Raw genomic sequence first — 17,533 nt, 5'->3', positions numbered from 1 at the left:
TCGACGGCATCGGCAACAGCGAGGACCTGATGCTGATCCTCGACCTGATCGACAAGAACGGTGCCGACAACATCGCCGGCACCGCGGACGACAACGCCACGATCACGCGGGCCGTGTACGTGTCGAATGCCGACATCTTCAAGACGGGTCAGGTCCCGGCCCCGTACAACACCGAGTTCACGCTCGACAACAATGACGGCCTCGTGATCATCGAGCAGAATGACTACAACGCAGCCGGCGAAGACTACGTGCTGCAGGGTGCGCAGATCATGCAGTCGGGCAACGGGATCACCGGCAACAACACTGCGATCGACCTGAACAGGACGACCGGCACTGGCGGCGGCAGCAATGCGACCACCAGTCTGGTGAACTTCGACGCTGCCGATAACGACGTGCTGAAGATCACGGACATCGCCTTCACCACGACCGTGACCGAGACGCCGGAAGCCCAGCTCGACTTCGCCTTCCAGGTGGAAGACGCGGACGCGGACCAGACAGCGATGCAGCACATACTTGTTGACGTCGCCTGACACTTGACCAACGGGGGCGGCCAATGCTGCCCCCGGTTCGTCGCATGGCATTGTTTTGACGTGTCTGATCGAGGTCAGAATCCCGGTATCTTTTACCCTTATGGTTTGATCATCCCATCGCGCAGCGACTGTACCTTGCGGTTGAGATCGATCATCTCCGGCACGGTGAATCTGGAACGGTGCAACAGCGCATCGGTGAGGCAAGCCGTCCTGGAGTGGAGGTCGCTGCCCCTGGTGGTCGTATGGACCCGCACCTGTCGCTCATCCGATGTGCTGCGCTGGCGCGTCACAAACCCTGCGCTTTCCAACTGCTTCACGGCCGGCGTGATGGTGCTTGGCTCCAGCCCCAATCTATCAGCAATTGCAGTGATGGTTAGACCATCTCTTTCCCAAAGGGCACTCAGGACGAGATATTGCGTGTAGGTAACGCCGAGCGGCATCCACTCTGGTTCAAGGAACTCTACGGCTTCAAAGATCACGTTCCCGAGACGGAGGAGTACGGCATCCAGAGGTTCGTCTATCGGGCCAGGCGCCACTTTCATCCGGGAACCTTCAACGCCTTCATCAACCAGACCTGGCCTGGCCTGATCCGCGCCAAGGGCCACTTCTGGCTGGCCACCCGGCCCGATTGGGTCGGCGAATTCTCGCTGGCCGGCGCCATCGCTCGTTCGACGCCGCTCGGCAGATGGTGGGCCGCCGTGCCGAAGGACTGTTGGCCCGACGATCCTGAATGGCAGCGTATGTTCGAGCGCAACTGGGACGCTCTCTGGGGCGATCGCCGCCAGGAGCTTGTCTTCATCGGAACCGGCATCGACGAGGCGGCGATCCGCGCTGCGCTCGACTCTTGCCTCATCGCCGATACGCATTTCGATCCGAGAGCATGGCGCGGCCAGAAGGATCCTTCAGGCAGGAAGCCCAATGCACGAGTCAAATAGTGGTAGAGCATTTGACTGAAATCCGGTTTTCCCAGGACAAATGTTAACGGGCTGGCATGGCGGAGCCCCTCGATGCAGAGGCTTCGGGCGGCCCCATCCCGCCATCTCACATCGCGGGCGCACGTGCATTCATTTCGGGGAAGAATTTTTGCCTACCGTGTTGCTCGCCGAACATCATGTCATATTGCAGCAGACGAAAATTTCTAATGAGCGTATCGCTATGTGGGTTTCTCTTCCAATCTTCCTTTGCTGAATTGTCGGAAGACAACAGGATGTGCCGGTCGATGACTTTGTACTGGTCGCGGACCGAACCGAGAAAATCCGTGTAATATGGATGGCTGATGCCGGCAAGTTCGAGCACATGCAACGGAAGGAATACGGGGCTGATGGTGCCGGCGCCAAAATCCGATCCGGTGCGGTTCGACCAGATAGCCAGAGGCGTCTCATGCTGCTTCAGCATGTCGGACAGCGGTGCCCGCCGATCGGCGACCCGGTTTCTCATATAGCCAGTTGCTACGTAAGCCTGTCCGAGCGGTGGCAGATGATCGCCGAAAAAAACGAGGACCGTGGGACGCCAGCGTTTGTTTGCCCAATTCATCAAATACCTGAGGCTGCTGTCGGCGTCCGATGCACCTTCGGCAAAAATGTGCGAATTGTCGCGCGTTCAGCTTCGCCGGCTTGTGTCGTCACGTCGATCGACGGATGCTTATACCTGTGGGGTTCGTATGGACCATGACCTTGCAACGTGACGGTGAAGAAGAAGAACGGTCGGTTCGTCTCGTCGGCTTGCCTGATGATCTCCTCGGTCAGAGACTGATCGGACACAAGCGGGCCCCGCACTGCAAGCTTCGGCAGATTTTCCTCGGACATGAAGATGTCGAAACCGAAGTTTTTGTAGACATTGCGGCGATTCCAGAACCATTGACGAAAGGGATGGATCGCCTTGGTCGTATAGCCCTTGCTTTTCAGGAAGGTCGCCAGCGACGGCAGACGTCGGCGCACATACTGCTGGTACGGAATGCTGCCATAGGGCAAGAACGCATTGGAAAAGCCGGTAAGTGCCTCGAATTCCACATTGGCGGTCATACCGCCGAATTCCGGCGAAAAGATCGCGCCCGCCTGATTGGCGCGGACGGCAGGGATAGGATCTCGATTGAAATCCACGCCCGGCAGTCGGGTCGGGTCCCAGAAAGACTCGCTCATCACGATGATGATGTCGGGCCTTTCCGAGGCGAAAAACTGCCTGGGTAACGGCGTTGCAACCGCTTCGATCGCCTGTGCCGAATAACCTTCTGGAACCGTCACATTGGCCATTGGCATGTTGAGCGCGAAGGCCATGGTAAAGCCGTTGTAGGCATAATTCTCTTTCTGATCCCACATGATGGGAAGCACCCGCAGACGGTCCCTCATCCACGAAAACGTGGAATGGTCCATCGCCGAAACAAAAACTGCCAGCAAGGGCATGGTTATCCCCAGTCGCCAAAGCCTCGCTTTGAAGTTCAGAGGCGGTGCGCGGCGGCACAAGATACGCCAGAGGAAGACAAGCAGAAACAGGACAATGACCGTAGCAACGACGATACCCATGGCCGTCCAAGGCCGCTCGCGCGCAAGAAGGGGAAACAGGTCAACGAGCTGCCGCGAATACAGAAAGTCAGAAGGATAAATCGGGTCGCCAAGATACTGTGCTTTTTCCCGCCCGATCCATGCAAGCAGCAAGGCAAGCGGCGCGATCAATAGCGAGCCATTGTGCGAGCGCCCCAAAACCGCATCAAGACCAATTGCTATACACGCGTAGAAGCCAACGGTGGTCCATGCCGGGCGATTCGTCTGTTCAAAGAACAGTATTGTCTCTACAAAAGAACCGCGCGCGATGATTTCAATGGAGAAGACCAGAATCGTCGACACGACGCTCGTCGCAACAAGATAGCTGGTGATGCGCAATGAACCTGCGAGAGCTTGCGACTGGACGGACACTTTTTCCTGCCGCTCAATGGCATCCGTTTCACGCTCGATCTGCTGGACTCGCTCGGCCAATAGCTGCCTCCCGCCGTTGGCGACAATGGTCGTTATGCAATCGTCATCAAATCGTCATATAACGGCGAGGGTAATCTGGAAATGAGGAATACTGTCGCTTTGACAAGAATCGATCACTGATGCAGCAGCACTGTTACATGAATGTCATGTTTACCCATTTGATAAGACACCAAAATCCGCAGATCGCTTAGCTGCACCCGGATATCACCGTAGAACCGTTGGAATGCACGCCGGCTGCTTGTGACCGAGCTCGGCCGGGTTTCGGAGGGCGGCGCTTCCCGAAATATCGGGCCACGTTATCGATGAACCACTGGTTCCAGCTTTCTTCGGGACCGAGATACTTATGAAGGAGCCGCTTGAACCGGTCTGGTGACATCGGTTCGATGGCGGCGCCGTCCTGCAGTCCAAGATGCAGCAAGATGCCAGCACTCCTTCTCCAGGGACCGCGAGACCTGGCGTTTTTCCCGCCCCTGGCTGACCTGCCCCGGTCTCTTTCTGTCGCGGTATGAGCCACGGCCAACTTCTGTCAAAATTTTGCGACGGAACCACGCTATGCCCTCGACACCTATGACTGTTTGGTTGACTTCGACTTCCCCCGGCGGCACATCACGACTTCAACAGTTTCGGAGGACCCACATGGCAGCACAGCACGTCAGGGAAATCGACGCGGCGATAAAGGAATTGATATCCTCGCGTCGTCAGGAAATCCTGCAAATTGCACAGAATGGCGCAAACCCGGGACCGCTCAAAAATCTGGTGGAGATCCAGACAGCAATTGATGCCCTATATCGGGCACGCGAACAGGAGGAAGCTCATTCCTGAAAAAGAGGGTTTTCCGAGGCTTTTAAAGCACGCTGGCAACTGCTCTGTTAAGGCCGGCTTGATCTACCAACGCGTGCATCCCGCTGCATTATAATCTCGCGATGCGGATAGGGGATGTTTATTCCGTTCTCCTTGAATATGTCCCAAAGCGCCAGCAGGACCTTGCCACGCACGTTGGTCAGACCTTGTTGAGGGTCGCGGATCCAGAAGCGTAGGACGAAATCGAGCGAGGATTCTCCAAAGTCCGTGAGCCAGCAGACCGGCTGCCGATCCGTTTCCACCCGGCCGACGCTCATGGCGGCCTCAATCGCCAACTGGCGGACCTTATGTGGGTCGGCGTCGTAGGAGACCCCGAAATTCACGTCGAGCCGTACGAGATTATCGCTGAACGACCAATTGATGACCCTTTGGGTGATGAAGTCTTCGTTCGGGATTAGGTATTCGCGGCCGTCGCGTGTAACCACTGAGACAAACCGCGCCCGCAATTCGCGTATCCAACCGAAGGTGCCTTCGAGCGAAATGGTATCACCCGGCTTGATTGACTTGTCGAGAAGGATGATTACGCCAGAGACGAAATTTGAAACGACCTTTTGCATCCCGAAGCCCAGACCGACGCCTATAGCGCCTGAAAATACGGTCAGAGCCGTCAGGTCAACACCGACGGAAGAAAGAGCGATAGCACCAGCCACCAACACAAGGGCGATCTTTGCGATCTTACCAACGAGGACGCGGATCGATGGTGTCAGCTCGTCGGAGTTTCGGACGCGCTCATCGATATAATTCCCGACAACGACGGCAAGCCAAACCGTCGCGATCAGCAGTAGCGCCGCTTTCAGCACCGTGAGAGCCGAAAGGCGAACCGCACCCAAAGGTATTGCGAGACTGTCCAGAAAAGCCGCAGTGTCGTCATTGATGCCGAGGATTACAAGCGCCGCATAGATCCAGGTAAGCCAGCCGAGAATGTGCGCGACGAGACGGTTGCGGATAATCCGCGACAGCACTGACGCGAACAGCCACGCGATAGATAGTGAGAGCGCGATAGAGATGAAATGAGTACGGCTTGGCCAAGTGACGCTGCGCAAAAGAATAAGCGCGGCAAGCAAGAAGGCCGTGAAAAGGATCCAGTCGGTGCGCCGCAACAAGGCGACGACGACCCTCAACAGTCCAGGATGCCCCTTGATCTGGCGTGCCCGATTCTCCACGAGCAATTCGATGCGTTGCGCCGCGAGCTTCGCCGCGAGGAAGAGCGCGACGATGATAGCGGTCTGATAGAAAAACCACGGCGTGGCGGCGTAGTCGAACCACCCGCTGGCCCAGGTCAGCGATTCATCAATGGCGTTGCGAAAATCCATTCCCACACCACCGTTTTGGACTGGCTAGCTGACAGCAACTCACCATCCACAATGACGTCGGTCTCGTGAATGGTCAAGCCGACCATCAAGGAGCGACGACAAGAACTGTTTCAAATCATACGCCGATTCGTGAGCCGTTACAGTTAGTTGCCCTGATGCAGATGAAGGAGAATCCGAGCTGCTCCTGGGGTTTTAGCCAAACAATAAACCTCGGTGCTTCGTTAGTTCTGAAAATGCCGCGTAGTTGCTGGCATCAGAGGTTCGCCTAGTGTCCTGAGGGAATGGGTCGTGACGTTCCAGCCATGAATCCATTGAAAAGCCCCAACGACTTGCCGGGGCCTCACACTAGTACCAACTTTTCAGTGGCGGGTGATTTTGGCCTCGAGGTCGGTAATCTCCTCCTTGAGCTGCAGCTTTTCTTTCTTGAGCTGAGCTATATGGAGACTATCTGCCGATGGGGCTGCCTCAAGTGAAGCGACAGCACGGTCGAGTTCCTGATGTTTGCTTCGAAGTGTTGTCAGGAGATTTTCGATGGACATATAGCATGTTCCTTCTGCTCGTTGTCGATGGTCTGAACGGGGGCCTCCGGAAGGTGACGCAGAACGCACCACCATTCCCAATGTAGGGACAAGCACAGAGTCGTGCAAATTATTGCTCGATAAAGTTCTCTTGCCGGCTCACGAATTGGCTTCTGCTTCGAGACATCGTCGCAGGCAATCAATTGGCATTTCTCCCCAGCAGTTGCCTGGGCTTCGATGATGTTCAATTCAGTGTGAGAATCGGACGTTGCAACGCTCCGATTACATGTCTTTTTTAATTGCGGATGTTTGAATTGCTGTCATTTTGATCGTGTTTCCTTTTGGAAGCCCACACCGAAAAGCTCTCGCACTCACCCCACGCCATAGCGGAATAAAACCGGTCGAACAAAAGCTTGAGTCCGGCGCTTGAGCTGATCTCGCGCACAGCAAGTGGCAGCCCAATCTCACTGCAGATGGTCGCAAGCCGGGCAACAGTATGGCTGCGACGCGCGCGATCTCATTCGTTTGCGGCGCGCGCTCAAGGTCTTCGCACAACCGCGCACCATGACGGAAAATTGCACTGGCCAAGGCCGCCCGCAACGCAGCATCCGGCAAAAGGGCGCCGGTCAACGGCCACGATGTCGAGCATCTGTCGGCACTTTTTCTTCGCCCATCTGCATCAACAACGCAATCCTTGACGCCGATTTCTGATAGCAGCCATCATTGGCGAGCGCCGATCGAAGTTTGTTCAAAATTGCCTTCACCGCCACTATACTCGGCGTGTTAGCCGGGAGAGGGGTTCATGCGTCCACTAGCCCAGTGCCAAGCGTTACTGGCCGCGGTTCTCGCGGGCACTGCCGCCGTGGTTTCGACATCCGCGCCCGCGCAGGATCGCCTCGCCGAGCGTGCGGCGATGATCGAAACAATCAAATCGCACGCCCGCTCAGCGCCGTCAGCGGTCGAGGCACAGGGTATCGATCCGGCGGTACTGAAGGCGATGGGGAACGTTCCGCGTCACTTTTTCGTACCCGAGGAGCAACGTGGCGCGGCCTATCGAGATCGGCCACTGCCGATCGGATACGGTCAAACGATCTCACAGCCCTTCATCGTCGCGCTGATGACCGACCTGATCAAGGCCGGGCCTGGTGACGCTGTCCTCGAGATAGGCACTGGCTCGGGCTATCAGGCCGCCGTCTTGTCGCCGCTTACAGCGAAGGTTTACTCAATTGAGATCATACCGGAACTGGGCGAAAGAGCAGCCGCCCGACTTGAGGAGCTTCGCTTTGACAATGTCGAGGTGAAGGTAGACGACGGTTACTATGGTTGGTCCGAGCACGCGCCGTTCGACGGCATCGTGGTGACGGCCGCTGCGAGTCACATCCCGCCGCCTCTGGTCGAACAGCTTGCCAAGGGGGGCCGGATGGTCGTTCCCGTGGGAGGTCCCTTCTCAACCCAGTTTCTCATGCTGGTCGAGAAGCGACGGGACGGAAGCATCACGACCCGGCAGCTGCTGCCGGTGAGCTTTGTTCCATTGAGGGGAGGCAAATCCCGATGAGAGCGGGGCGCTTGCTGCCGGTCAGTCTCATATCGGCGGCGACCCTTGCCCACGAAGTGCTGCTGATGAGGCTCTTTTCGATTATTCAGTGGCATCATTTTGCCTATATGATCATAAGCATCGCGCTCCTGGGCTTTGGCGCGAGCGGTACATTCGTTGCGTTCGCCCGCCGCCCGCTGGTGGAACGATACCCGGCCGCTTTCGCAGCGTCGGCAGCGATGTTCGGCATTACTGCCATTGTCAGCTTCGCCGGCGCCGAACGCCTGCCGTTCAACGCTCTCGAGATCGTCTGGAATCCGTGGCATCTCGGTTGGCTCGCGGCCAGCTATGCTCTGCTGATGCTGCCGTTCTTTTTCGGTGCAACCTGTATCGGCCTTACCTTCAGCCGCTATCCTCGCCAGATCAGGCACGTCTATGCCTTCGACCTAATCGGCGCAGGGATCGGCGCGCTGGGCGCCGTCGGTCTCTTGTTCCTGGTCTTTCCCACTACGGCGCTGCGCTTCGTCGCAGCACTGGGATTCGCGGCGGCAACCCTCGCCGCGACGGGCATGGCACGCCATCGGTGGCTCGCCGTGGGCAGCCTTGGACTTGCAGCCGCGGTCATCGCGGTGTGGCTACCACCGTCCTGGACGGCCCTTGGCCCACACATGTCGCAGTACAAGGGCCTACGCATGGCTCTCGAAGTGCCGAACGCGCGGGTGGTCGAGCAGCGATCGGGCCCACTCGGACTACTGACGGTTGTCGAGAGCCCGACCGTCCCCTTCCGGTACGCACCGGGCCTCAGCCTCGCCAACACCCAAGAGCCGCCCGCGCAGCTCGCCGTCTTCATCGATGGCGACAGTATTACGGCGATCACCGCCTATGGCGGCGATCCGGCGACGGTCGCTTATCTCGACCGGACAACGGCGGCGTTGCCGTACCGCATCCTTGAGCGCCCGCGAACGCTAATCCTTGGTGCCGGCGGTGGCGAGCAGGTGCTGCTGGCGCTGCGCGCCGGAGCCGAAACCGTGGATGCCGTAGAGGTCAACTCGCAGATGATCGACCTGGCTCGCAATCGCTTCGCCGAGTTCATCGGTGGCATCTTCGGCCGATCGAACGTGCATCTGCATCTAGCAGAGGCACGCGCCTTCGCTGCGACCACAGCCGAGTCTTACGACCTGATCCAGATGCCACTCCTTGATTCCTTCAGCGCGGCAGCGGCCGGCGTGCAAAGCATGCATGAGAACTACACCTACACCGTGGAGGCATTGCAGGATTACCTGGCCGCGCTGAGACCGGATGGAGTCATCGCCATCACGCGATGGCTGCGGGTGCCGCCGCGCGACATCCTCAAGCTTTTCGCCACTGCTACGGCAGCGCTTGAAGCGGATGGCGTGGCCGAACCAGGCCGGCACCTGGCGCTGATCCGAAGCTGGAACACTGCAACCCTGCTCGTCGCCAAGTCGCCGTTCACGGGCGAAGACGTCGCATCCATCCGCGGCTTCGCGACCGATAATTTCTTTGACATCTCCTGGGCGCCGGGCATCTCGGCGAGCGACGTGAACCGCTACAACCAGCTCGACCAGGAATATCTCTACGAGGGAGCCATCGCCCTCCTCGGCCCTAAGCGAGCCGAGTTCACCGAGCGGTACAAGTTCGATATTGCACCGGCCACTGACAATCGGCCCTATTTCTTCGACTTTTTCCGCTGGCGCGCCCTGCCCGAACTCCTGGCGCTGCGCACCGAAGGTGGGGCCGCAATGCTCGACTGGGGTTACCTGATCCTGGTGACGACGCTCGTCCAGGCCGCGATCCTCAGCGCCATCCTGATCATATTGCCGCTCAGGCTTCGCGGGCGCGCATTCGAGAGAGCCGTGCACCGGCTGCGCTTCGGGCTCTATTTCCTTGTCCTGGGCCTGGCCTTCCTCTTCATCGAGATCGCCTTCATACAGCGCTTCGTGCTGTTTCTCGGCTATCCGCTCTACGCTGTCGCTGTCGTTCTTGCAGGTTTCCTTGCCTTCGCCGGTCTCGGTAGCGCCGTAGCTGCTCGCTGGATGGCGACGGTCGGACGCGGATCGGCGGTGCGCGGCATTGCTCTCGCTGTCGTGGCTATCGCATTCCTGGCTACCAGCTACCTGTTCGCGCTGCCCTTAATATTCGAACGGCTGCTGGCACTCCCGGATGCCGCGAAGATCGCGGTCGCACTCCTCCTCATAGCGCCGCTCGCCGTCTTCATGGGCATGCCGTTCCCCCTTGGCCTCGGCCACGTCGGCGCACGCTCGGAGGCATTTATTCCCTGGGCGTGGGGAATCAATGGCTGTGCGTCGGTGTTGAGTGCGATCTTGGCCGCATTGCTTGCAATGCATGTCGGTTTCACTGGCGTCGTGGCGATCGCCACCGCGCTCTATCTTGTCGCCCCGGCCTTACTCGCCGGGTGGTGGGATCGACACGATCGGCAGACGTCGCAAGGCTTTGTTCCAGAGCAGAGTTAAACCAACCGCCTCCGGTTCGGTGTCAGCTTTTGAAACGTCATATCTCCGCGCGAATAGCCGACATGGGATCACGACTTGCCGCGTGATTCCGTTTCTCTTCGTTTAAGGCAAGGCCAACCGCGGATTCAAAGGTTTCAGCGTCAGATGTGTAAACTGCCATCATAACGCGGTGTCGAAGCGCGCATTTTCTGATACGCCCTATGCACGCCCGGTCTCAAGTCCATTCCGGTCGGCCGCGAGAAGGTTGCATCGAATGATTTGCGGCGTCACCTAGGTCAAGATCAACGAGGTCGAAAGCGGCGATTGGGCAATCGGCGGAGAAATGCTAACCTCGGAAAAAGTGAAGGCGATCGCCGCCTGACCCGCACCATAGTTCGGCGCGCCGCTCCAGACATTGAGGCGACACGATGACCGCTCCGATTTCGCAAACCTTGATCGACGCCGCGAATGCCTACGAGGCGCTGTTTGTTCCGGCACTCTTTCGGCAATGGGCCCCAGTGGTGGCAAATGCGGCCAAGATCAGGAGCGGCGACCGCGTTTTGGACATTGCCTGCGGCGCCGGAGTCCTGGTGGGTGTGGAGGGATGCTAATGAGATTTGCGCGTAATATTCTCGTGTGCTCGATCCTGGTTCTGTTGGTCGTGTATGCGCCCGGTTCTGACGCCCAAACTCCAGACGAAGTGATCGAAATCCCTTCGCTCACTCTTTCGGACGACCAGTTTCTGCAGGGCGATATTGCGGGGGCAACAGTGGTCACGGTGACGGGCAGACTACAGGTTCCCACTATCGACGCACGCTTGCCTGTCGTTATCCTTTTGCACGGGTCTGGTGGCCCTACGAGTTCGGGGCCGTGGAGCTGGGCCAATTTCCTGGAGCCGCTCGGCGTGGCGACGCTTCGAATCGACAGCTACACTGCCCGTGGTTACAGCGAAATCTATACGGATCAGTCGCGGGTGGGCGAGTTCAATCCCATCTACGACGTCTACAGGGCGGTGGACGTGCTTGTGGCCGATCCACGCCTTGATGCAAACCGCATTGCGATAATGGGCTTTTCGCGGGGCGGATTGGTTGCCCTCTACGCCAGCCTCAACCGCTTCCACGATCTTTACGGTCCCAAGCGCGGAGGTATCGCCGCTTATCTGCCGTTTTATCCACCCTGTAATTTCGAGCTTGTCGGGGAGATGGAGGTGGTGGATGCGCCGATCCGTGCTTTCCACGGTGCGAAAGATGAATGGAATCCGTTGCCGCGCTGCCGTGATTATATCGAACGTCTCGCGGCTGCTGGCCACGATGCGCAAATCACCGTGTATCCTGGCGCGCGCCATGCTTTCGACCATACCAACAGTCCGGCCTACAACGTCATGAGCGATGCGCAGACCTCGCGGACCTGCATGCGGCGCGAAGAGAATGGCCGGCTAATGAATGTCGCAACGGGCAAACCGTTTTCATGGAGGGATGAGTGTGTCCAACTCGGGCCACCCGTTCAATACAACGATGCCGCAAATTCCCAAGCTCAGGCAGCGGTCAAGGAGTTCCTGACCAAACTGTTCCACCTGAATTAGGGCAACACCTGTGGCTATAGCAACCATTGCTCATGGTCGAGGGAGGCTGGATCGCGGTGTCAAGTTTATGAGATGCGACGGACGTGTTTTGGTCCTGGCGCGGTCGTCTCCGCAGGTATTCCGCAAACGCCGGCAACCAGTGAACGGAACCATTGATGAGCGGGGTGGGTGTGCAGCCGTTCATGCCAGACAAGCTTGTAAATCAGCTTCTCGGTTTCGAAGGGCAAGGGGCGGACCATCAATCCATGCTGCGCGACAAGCGTTTGGCCATGGCCAAGGATGAAACCGCTTGGCACGCAGGTCAGCAAGTCGCTTTCCGCGATAATCCGCAAGGCATCAGCAAAGTGGTTGACGACGGTGACGATCGTCCGCGTACGACCATGCAAACTCAGCCAGCCGTCAACCACGCCCAGATCCATGCCTGATGGGGTCACCAACACATGGGAAGCTGCGACGAACTGATCCAGCGTCATCTCTTGCCCTAACGCGTGGTCCCGCTGCATCACGCACACATAGTGATCGGTACGAAGACCGTGCACATGGATGTCACGCGGAAGCGCCGGAAACATGCCAACTGCGCAGTCCAGTGTGCCGCGCTCGATTCCGTCGAGAGAGCTGGCATTGGTGTGGAAAGAAAACGCGACCCGGGCAAAAGGAGACGTCGCCCTGAGCCTTAGCGCAATGCCGCTAACAGCTTCAGCCGCGAGGCTGTCCGTAACAGCAATTAAGACGAGGATGGCAAATATAGTTAGCCGAGTTAGTCTGGATTAGAAGGCTCCAATGTTTTGACTTTAAGATTTTTATTGTGCAACGCAATTGAAATATTGCATTGCACAATAAACCAATGTACTAAATCAATGTATTTAAACTTGAAGTCAACCCAGGCACCGGCAAAGACCGGCTGCAGCACAGAGGATCTTACGATGAGCAAGACTGCCAAACAGACTGCTGATGCGTTCTCAATCCCCGCTTTTGATGCCACCGCTGTAACCGACCAGGTACGCGAATTCACCGAGAAGGGCGTTGCTCAGTCCAAGGAAGCATATGCCAAGATTCAGGATCAGACTGAAGCTGCCCAGAAGACGCTCGAAACCACTTTCGAAACCGCTCAGTCCAACGCTGCTGCTCTTTCGCTCAAGGCTTTGGCTGCGCTCCGCGCCAACACCGAAGCCAGCTTCGACCATATCGAAGCGCTGATCGGCGTGAAGTCCTTCGGTGAAGTGATCGAACTGCAGACCGCATTTGTCCGCAAGCAGGCAGAAGCCATCTCCGGTCAGGCCAAGGAATTTCAGGCTGTTGCCACCAAGGCTGTCGAAGAAATCTCCGCACCGGTAAAGTCGGCTGTCGAGAAGGCGATCAAGGACGTCAAGGTCGCCTGATTTCGGATTGTTGTAATTGGGGCGCGCCGCGTTGCGCGCCCAGCGAACAGATGGCGCAGGTGTTGATCGGATCGTTCTTAAATCGGAATGATGCTACCCACGCTCCATGCCGGCAGACGAGCCGATAAGCCGATGAGCGATCTCGGCAACGGTCAAGAGGGCGGAGGTGATGCGTCTGCCAACCAGCGACGAAACTGGCTTTGTCTTGACCCTGATCGAGGTCAAAGTCCCGGTACGTCTTCCCCTTATGGTTTGATCATCCCCTCGCGCAGCGCCTGAACCTTGCGGTTGAGGTCGATCATCTCCGGCACGGTCAATCCGGAACGGTGGAATAGCGCATCGGTGAGGCAGGCCGTCCTGGCGTGAAGGTTGCTGCCCCTGGCCGTCGTATGAACCCGCACCTGTCGCTCATCCGATGTGCTGCGCCGGCGTGTCACAAACCCGGCGCTTTCCAACCGCTTGACGGCCGGAGTGATGGTGCTTGGCTCCAGCCCCAATCTGTCGGCTATTGCCGTGATCGTCAGTCCCTCTTTCTCCCAAAGCGTGCTGAGCACAAGATACTGCGTATAGGTAACGCCGAGCTCGTCGAGCATCGGTTTGTAGAGGCGGTGAATGGCAATCGACGCCGAATAGATGGAAAAGCAGAGCTGGCTGTCGAGCGGAAGCGGGGTGGCCTCGGTCATTGTTATCTCCTTGATCAGGTCAGGTTGCGATAACCCTTATTACATAAAATGATATCGCGATAAAGAAATCGCTTACAAGGGCAGGGGCGTGTCCTATTTTGTTAGTTATCGCGATAATCATTATCGCGAATATAAAATGGAGCTACGCAAATGACCAAAACCCTGATCACCGCCGCCGCTGCCACGCTGGCAATGGCCGCAACCGCTCTGAACCCTGTCCACGCTGCACCAGCCGGTGCCAGGAACATCGTCCTTGTCCATGGCGGCTTCGTCGATGGCTCGGGCTGGCAAGGTGTCTACAACATCTTGAAAAAGGACGGCTACAACGTCAGTATCGTCCAGAACCCGACGACCTCCCTTGCCGATGATGTCGCCGTCACCAGGCGCACGATTGCCCGGCAGGATGGCCCTGTAGTCCTGGTCGGGCATTCCTATGGCGGAGTCGTCGTCAGCGAAGCCGGCACTGATACGAAGGTAAAGGCTGTCGTCTACATTGCGGCGTTTGCACCTGACAAAGGCGAGTCTGTTTCGTCGCTGATCGCCAATCCGCCCGCCGGTGCTCCCGTGCCGCCGATCCTGGCGCCGGTCGATGGCTTCCTGTTCCTCGACAAGGCCTCCTTTGCGGCCTCCTTCGCCGCGGACGTCGATGCCGCAGCCGCGTCGTTCATGGCCGACGCTCAGGTCCCATGGGGCGTCGAAGCGCTGACTGGCACGGTGACCGAACCGGCTTGGAAGAGCAAGCCGAGCTACTATCTGGTCGCTGCGGACGATCGCATGATCCCGCCACCTGCACAGCGCAAGATGGCCGAACGCGCCGGATCGACCGTCGTTGAAACGGCTGGCAGCCACGCCGTCTATGTTTCCAGGCCGCAAGCCGTTGCCAACCTCATCAAGCAGGCGGCAACCGCAGAGTGACCATTTGGTCTTTTCCGGGCGTCCCAACACGCCCCGGTTTATCATCCGGGGCCACGCGATCGTCTGTGCAGGTTACCGGAACTGTGGCATAACTGAAGTCATGGCGATAAATGTCCTGGCAGTCCACAGCGGCGTGGTTGGGACGGAACAGGCGGCGGGCAATTCGGTTGCGGTCGCCTATTCCGTGGCGGTCCTCTGCTGGCTTCTGTCGGCCGGCGTCTATATCGCCGCAAAATGGGTTTCTCCCGAGATGCCCCCCTGGGCGTTCTGTTTCTGGCGCGTGCTGATCGCCTGGGCGATCCTGATTCCGATTGTGCGCGGCCATTTCAGTTCTATGACCGCGCTTGTGCGTGCGCGTCCGCTCGAACTGCTCCTCGTCGGCGGCATCGGGCTCGCGATCTGCCAGGGTCTGGTTTTCACCGGCCTCGAATATGCCGACGCCACTACGGCCGGCATTATCATGGCTCTGATCCCGATCATTACCATGATCCTCGCCCGTTTCATCCTGGGTGAGCCGATGGGAACCTGGCAGGTGATCGGATCGATCATCGCGTTCCTCGGGATCGTGGTCATCGTTGTCAAGGGTAGCCCGGCGCTGCTGATGCGGCTCGACGTAAATCCCGGTGAACTGTGGGTTGTCGCTGGGGCTTTTTGCTTCGGCCTCTATGCTGTTCTGCTTCGCCGCGCGAAATTCGAGTCGGAGCGTCTTCCGCTCCTGGTATTGCTGCTCGGCGCTGCAGTGCTTACTGCGCTGCCCTTCTACCTTTGGGAGATTGTTTCCGACGAACGCTCGGCGCTCGACGGCAGCGGGCTCATCGCCTTGGCCTATGTGGCAATACCCGGCGGGGCGCTGATGTATTACCTCTTCAATTGGAGCGTCGAAGCACTGGGTGCAGCCCGGGCCGGGGTGCTGCTATACCTCCAGACGATATTTACTGCCTTGCTCGCCTATTTCATCCTTGGCGAGCACTTGCAACCCTATCATCTCCAGGGTGCGGCGATCATCGTCGTTGGCCTGCTTTTTGTCATCTTGCTCAAGCCTCGGACCGGGCCTGCGGCGACAAAATCATGAGGCTCGTAGCGTCGTTCAACCATCGGGTTAGCCGGCTTGGCCACACTGTGCGGACCAACTCTGATATGTTGACGAAGTCAAAGGAGCTGAACATTAAACTGAGGGCGGCAGGCGACCCATACCTGTGTCAACTTCAGCCACTTACCACGGGGGCGGCGACGGGAAGGTCGCGACGTTCGACACCGGCGATCTTTCCGGCGACGATTGCGATCGCGGTAGCCGCGAAGGAGAACAATGCCCCCATCTTGGCGGCATCCTGAACCTGGCCGGGCGGGAACGCAACGCCTGCAACAAAGAGCGAGACTGTAAATCCGATCGCCGCAACACAGCCAAGGACGAAAAGGTCTTTCATTCGCATCCCTTCAGGCAAGCCAAGCCCCAGCGGTCGCGCCGCAAACCATCCCAGTAGGAGGATACCGCTCGGCTTGCCTATGATTAGGCCCGCGAAGACCAGCCATGTGGCCTCGCCGATGACGGAGAATTCAACGCCTGCATTGGCAACACCAAAGAGCAGCAGCACGATCTGTATGGGCGCCTTCAATCGGTGCTCAATCCAGTTGAGCAAGTCAGTTTGGTGTTCCTCCTCTTTAGCGAAGATACCGAACTCGATATCCGAATGTGGTATTGCCGGAATTATGGGCAAGAGGCCGAGCGCGGGGTGAATGCCCGCCTGCTGGAATCCGAACCAACTGAGGATACCGGCAATCAGATAGGGCCAGAAGGATAATTTCTGCCGCACGATGGTCGAGACGGGTCGGTCCTGGCGATCGCCGTCCAGCACACGTGGCAGACGGTTGACAAGGAAATATGTGGCAAGCGTTGCCGCGAGCGACAGGATCAGCCACTCAGGCTTCAGATTGCCTTGGGGGTAGAACGTGGCGAGTATCAGCAGGCCACCAGCATCGTCCGCAATTGCCAAAAGAAGCAGAAACTTCACAGCCGGATGCCCGGCGCCGAAAACGAGGCGGCCTACAAGATAGGAAAATGCGATGTCTGTTGCGGTAGGGATAGCCCAGCCGTCCGCCAGGGCTGCGAACTTGCCGAGCAGTGCGGCGCCAACAAGGTAGACCGCAATCGGTCCAAGCATGCCGCCGGCTGTCGCAATTAGCGGCGTAATTGCCTTCCTGCCACGCAAGGCACCCCCCCGCAGTGCAACAGCTTCCCAGACTTCCTTTCCGGCAACGGCGAAAAAAAGCGCCATCAAAACATCGTTGATGAGATAATGGAGTGTCACCGTCCGGTGCGCATGTCCGTCCGCGTCGACACTCAAGTGTCCTATAAGCCCGTCTTCCAGGAGTGGGAAATCAACAAGGGCATGATAGCTGCCGGGTGAGACATTCGCCCAGATAAGGGCCGTCACTGCGCCAACGAGGAGGAACTGCGAATTTTTCTCCAGCAGGTTCCATACGCGATACATTCTGTTCTCCTCCAGTACAAATCCTGGCTCCCGCAACTACAGTAACTTATTGAGTTTTCAATTGGCGGCAACTGCTTCATCAAATGGCTCAAAGGGCGAGAGCCCCAAAGTCGATTCGATGACGTCGTCGTAACGGAATTGGATCGACCGTGAAGCGATAACTCGACGAAGCGTCAAACATTGCACTCACTTGGGAAATGTTGAGAGAAACTCAGGTTATGACAATAAAGTTCAGAAGTAATTCGAATTTTTAAGTATTGATATGTTTTAATATTGTATTCTTTATTGA

General features: G+C 57.8%; 17 protein-coding genes and 2 pseudogenes. 10 read left to right on the top strand and 9 right to left on the bottom strand.

Annotation, left to right across the window (positions count from 1 at the left end; translation table 11 throughout):
* A pseudogene (locus CU102_RS15205) lies at positions 1-530 on the top strand (DUF5801 repeats-in-toxin domain-containing protein); the annotation flags it as partial.
* Between the two features lie 98 nt (positions 531-628).
* Here CU102_RS15205 and CU102_RS15200 read toward each other — a convergent pair.
* The gene (locus CU102_RS15200) at positions 629-970 is read right to left on the bottom strand and encodes a MarR family transcriptional regulator (protein ID WP_106711960.1); all 342 of its coding nucleotides are present in this window, start codon (positions 968-970) and stop codon (positions 629-631) included.
* On the opposite strand from CU102_RS15200, the pseudogene CU102_RS15195 reads away from it, so the two are divergent.
* A pseudogene (locus CU102_RS15195) lies at positions 959-1,465 on the top strand (GTP-binding protein); the annotation flags it as partial. The gene CU102_RS15200 and the pseudogene CU102_RS15195 sit on opposite strands and share 12 nt — an antisense overlap.
* A 106-nt stretch (positions 1,466-1,571) precedes the next feature.
* Here CU102_RS15195 and CU102_RS30855 read toward each other — a convergent pair.
* The gene (locus CU102_RS30855; RefSeq protein ID WP_280951903.1) at positions 1,572-2,063 is read right to left on the bottom strand and encodes a sulfatase-like hydrolase/transferase; all 492 of its coding nucleotides are present in this window, start codon (positions 2,061-2,063) and stop codon (positions 1,572-1,574) included.
* Complete coding sequence (locus tag CU102_RS30850) at positions 2,063-3,499, bottom strand: LTA synthase family protein (RefSeq protein WP_280951902.1); 1,437 nt, start codon at positions 3,497-3,499, stop codon at positions 2,063-2,065. The genes CU102_RS30855 and CU102_RS30850 overlap by 1 nt, the downstream gene beginning before the upstream one ends.
* A 636-nt stretch (positions 3,500-4,135) precedes the next feature.
* On the opposite strand from CU102_RS30850, the gene CU102_RS15180 reads away from it, so the two are divergent.
* Positions 4,136-4,321 carry a hypothetical protein gene (locus CU102_RS15180; RefSeq protein ID WP_106711935.1) on the top strand — a complete coding sequence of 62 codons (186 nt, stop codon included), beginning with the start codon at positions 4,136-4,138 and terminating at the stop codon, positions 4,319-4,321.
* 47 nt (positions 4,322-4,368) lie between these two features.
* Here the strand turns inward: CU102_RS15180 and CU102_RS15175 are convergent, their stop codons facing one another.
* The 3 genes from CU102_RS15175 to CU102_RS30415 all read right to left on the bottom strand — a co-directional run bounded on the left by CU102_RS15175 (position 4,369) and on the right by CU102_RS30415 (position 6,636).
* Positions 4,369-5,673, bottom strand: coding sequence for a mechanosensitive ion channel family protein (locus tag CU102_RS15175; protein ID WP_106711934.1), 1,305 nt, complete (start codon positions 5,671-5,673; stop codon positions 4,369-4,371).
* Positions 5,674-6,032: 359 nt separating this feature from the next.
* A complete protein-coding gene (locus CU102_RS15170) occupies positions 6,033-6,212 on the bottom strand; it encodes a YdcH family protein (RefSeq protein ID WP_106711933.1) in 180 nt (59 codons plus the stop codon).
* 274 nt (positions 6,213-6,486) lie between these two features.
* Positions 6,487-6,636, bottom strand: a complete 150-nt coding sequence (locus CU102_RS30415; protein ID WP_245425354.1) for a DUF2332 domain-containing protein — start codon at positions 6,634-6,636, stop codon at positions 6,487-6,489.
* A gap of 357 nt (positions 6,637-6,993) precedes the next feature.
* Here CU102_RS30415 and CU102_RS15165 point away from each other — a divergent pair, with 357 nt between their 5' ends.
* The 4 genes from CU102_RS15165 (at position 6,994) to CU102_RS15155 (ending at position 11,778) form a co-directional block, all read left to right on the top strand.
* A complete protein-coding gene (locus CU102_RS15165; RefSeq protein WP_106711932.1) occupies positions 6,994-7,746 on the top strand; it encodes a protein-L-isoaspartate(D-aspartate) O-methyltransferase in 753 nt (250 codons plus the stop codon).
* Positions 7,743-10,217 carry a spermidine synthase family protein gene (locus tag CU102_RS15160; protein WP_106711931.1) on the top strand — a complete coding sequence of 825 codons (2,475 nt, stop codon included), beginning with the start codon at positions 7,743-7,745 and terminating at the stop codon, positions 10,215-10,217. Before CU102_RS15165 ends, CU102_RS15160 begins: the two co-directional genes overlap by 4 nt.
* Before the next feature lie 407 nt (positions 10,218-10,624).
* Entirely contained in the window at positions 10,625-10,807 is a 183-nt protein-coding gene (locus tag CU102_RS29900; protein ID WP_166648424.1) for a hypothetical protein, read from the top strand.
* Positions 10,807-11,778 (top strand): dienelactone hydrolase family protein, encoded by a 972-nt coding sequence (locus CU102_RS15155; RefSeq protein WP_166648425.1) that lies wholly within the window; start codon positions 10,807-10,809, stop codon positions 11,776-11,778. The genes CU102_RS29900 and CU102_RS15155 overlap by 1 nt, the downstream gene beginning before the upstream one ends.
* Positions 11,779-11,843: 65 nt before the next feature.
* On the opposite strand, the gene CU102_RS15150 is transcribed toward CU102_RS15155, so the two are convergent.
* On the bottom strand, positions 11,844-12,503 hold the full coding sequence (locus CU102_RS15150) for a LysR substrate-binding domain-containing protein (protein ID WP_280951904.1): 660 nt from the start codon (positions 12,501-12,503) through the stop codon (positions 11,844-11,846).
* A 198-nt stretch (positions 12,504-12,701) separates the two neighbouring features.
* Between CU102_RS15150 and CU102_RS15145 the strand changes: the two genes are divergently transcribed.
* The gene (locus CU102_RS15145) at positions 12,702-13,157 is read left to right on the top strand and encodes a phasin (protein ID WP_106711959.1); all 456 of its coding nucleotides are present in this window, start codon (positions 12,702-12,704) and stop codon (positions 13,155-13,157) included.
* A 245-nt stretch (positions 13,158-13,402) separates the two neighbouring features.
* On the opposite strand, the gene CU102_RS15140 is transcribed toward CU102_RS15145, so the two are convergent.
* Complete coding sequence (locus CU102_RS15140) at positions 13,403-13,840, bottom strand: MarR family winged helix-turn-helix transcriptional regulator (RefSeq protein WP_106711928.1); 438 nt, start codon at positions 13,838-13,840, stop codon at positions 13,403-13,405.
* Positions 13,841-14,032: 192 nt separating this feature from the next.
* On the opposite strand from CU102_RS15140, the gene CU102_RS15135 reads away from it, so the two are divergent.
* Both CU102_RS15135 and CU102_RS15130 read left to right on the top strand, forming a co-directional pair.
* On the top strand, positions 14,033-14,755 hold the full coding sequence (locus tag CU102_RS15135; RefSeq protein ID WP_106711958.1) for an alpha/beta hydrolase: 723 nt from the start codon (positions 14,033-14,035) through the stop codon (positions 14,753-14,755).
* Between the two features lie 100 nt (positions 14,756-14,855).
* Entirely contained in the window at positions 14,856-15,827 is a 972-nt protein-coding gene (locus tag CU102_RS15130) for a DMT family transporter (RefSeq protein ID WP_106711927.1), read from the top strand.
* 133 nt (positions 15,828-15,960) lie between these two features.
* Here CU102_RS15130 and CU102_RS15125 read toward each other — a convergent pair whose 3' ends face one another.
* Complete coding sequence (locus CU102_RS15125; protein ID WP_106711926.1) at positions 15,961-17,244, bottom strand: Na+/H+ antiporter NhaA; 1,284 nt, start codon at positions 17,242-17,244, stop codon at positions 15,961-15,963.
* Positions 17,245-17,533: the final 289 nt, after the last annotated feature.

The organism is Phyllobacterium brassicacearum, from assembly GCF_003010955.1.
Lineage (GTDB): Bacteria > Pseudomonadota > Alphaproteobacteria > Rhizobiales > Rhizobiaceae > Phyllobacterium > Phyllobacterium brassicacearum.
Note: the sequence above shows the minus strand (reverse complement) of the source record. Positions and strands in the feature narration are given on the sequence as shown.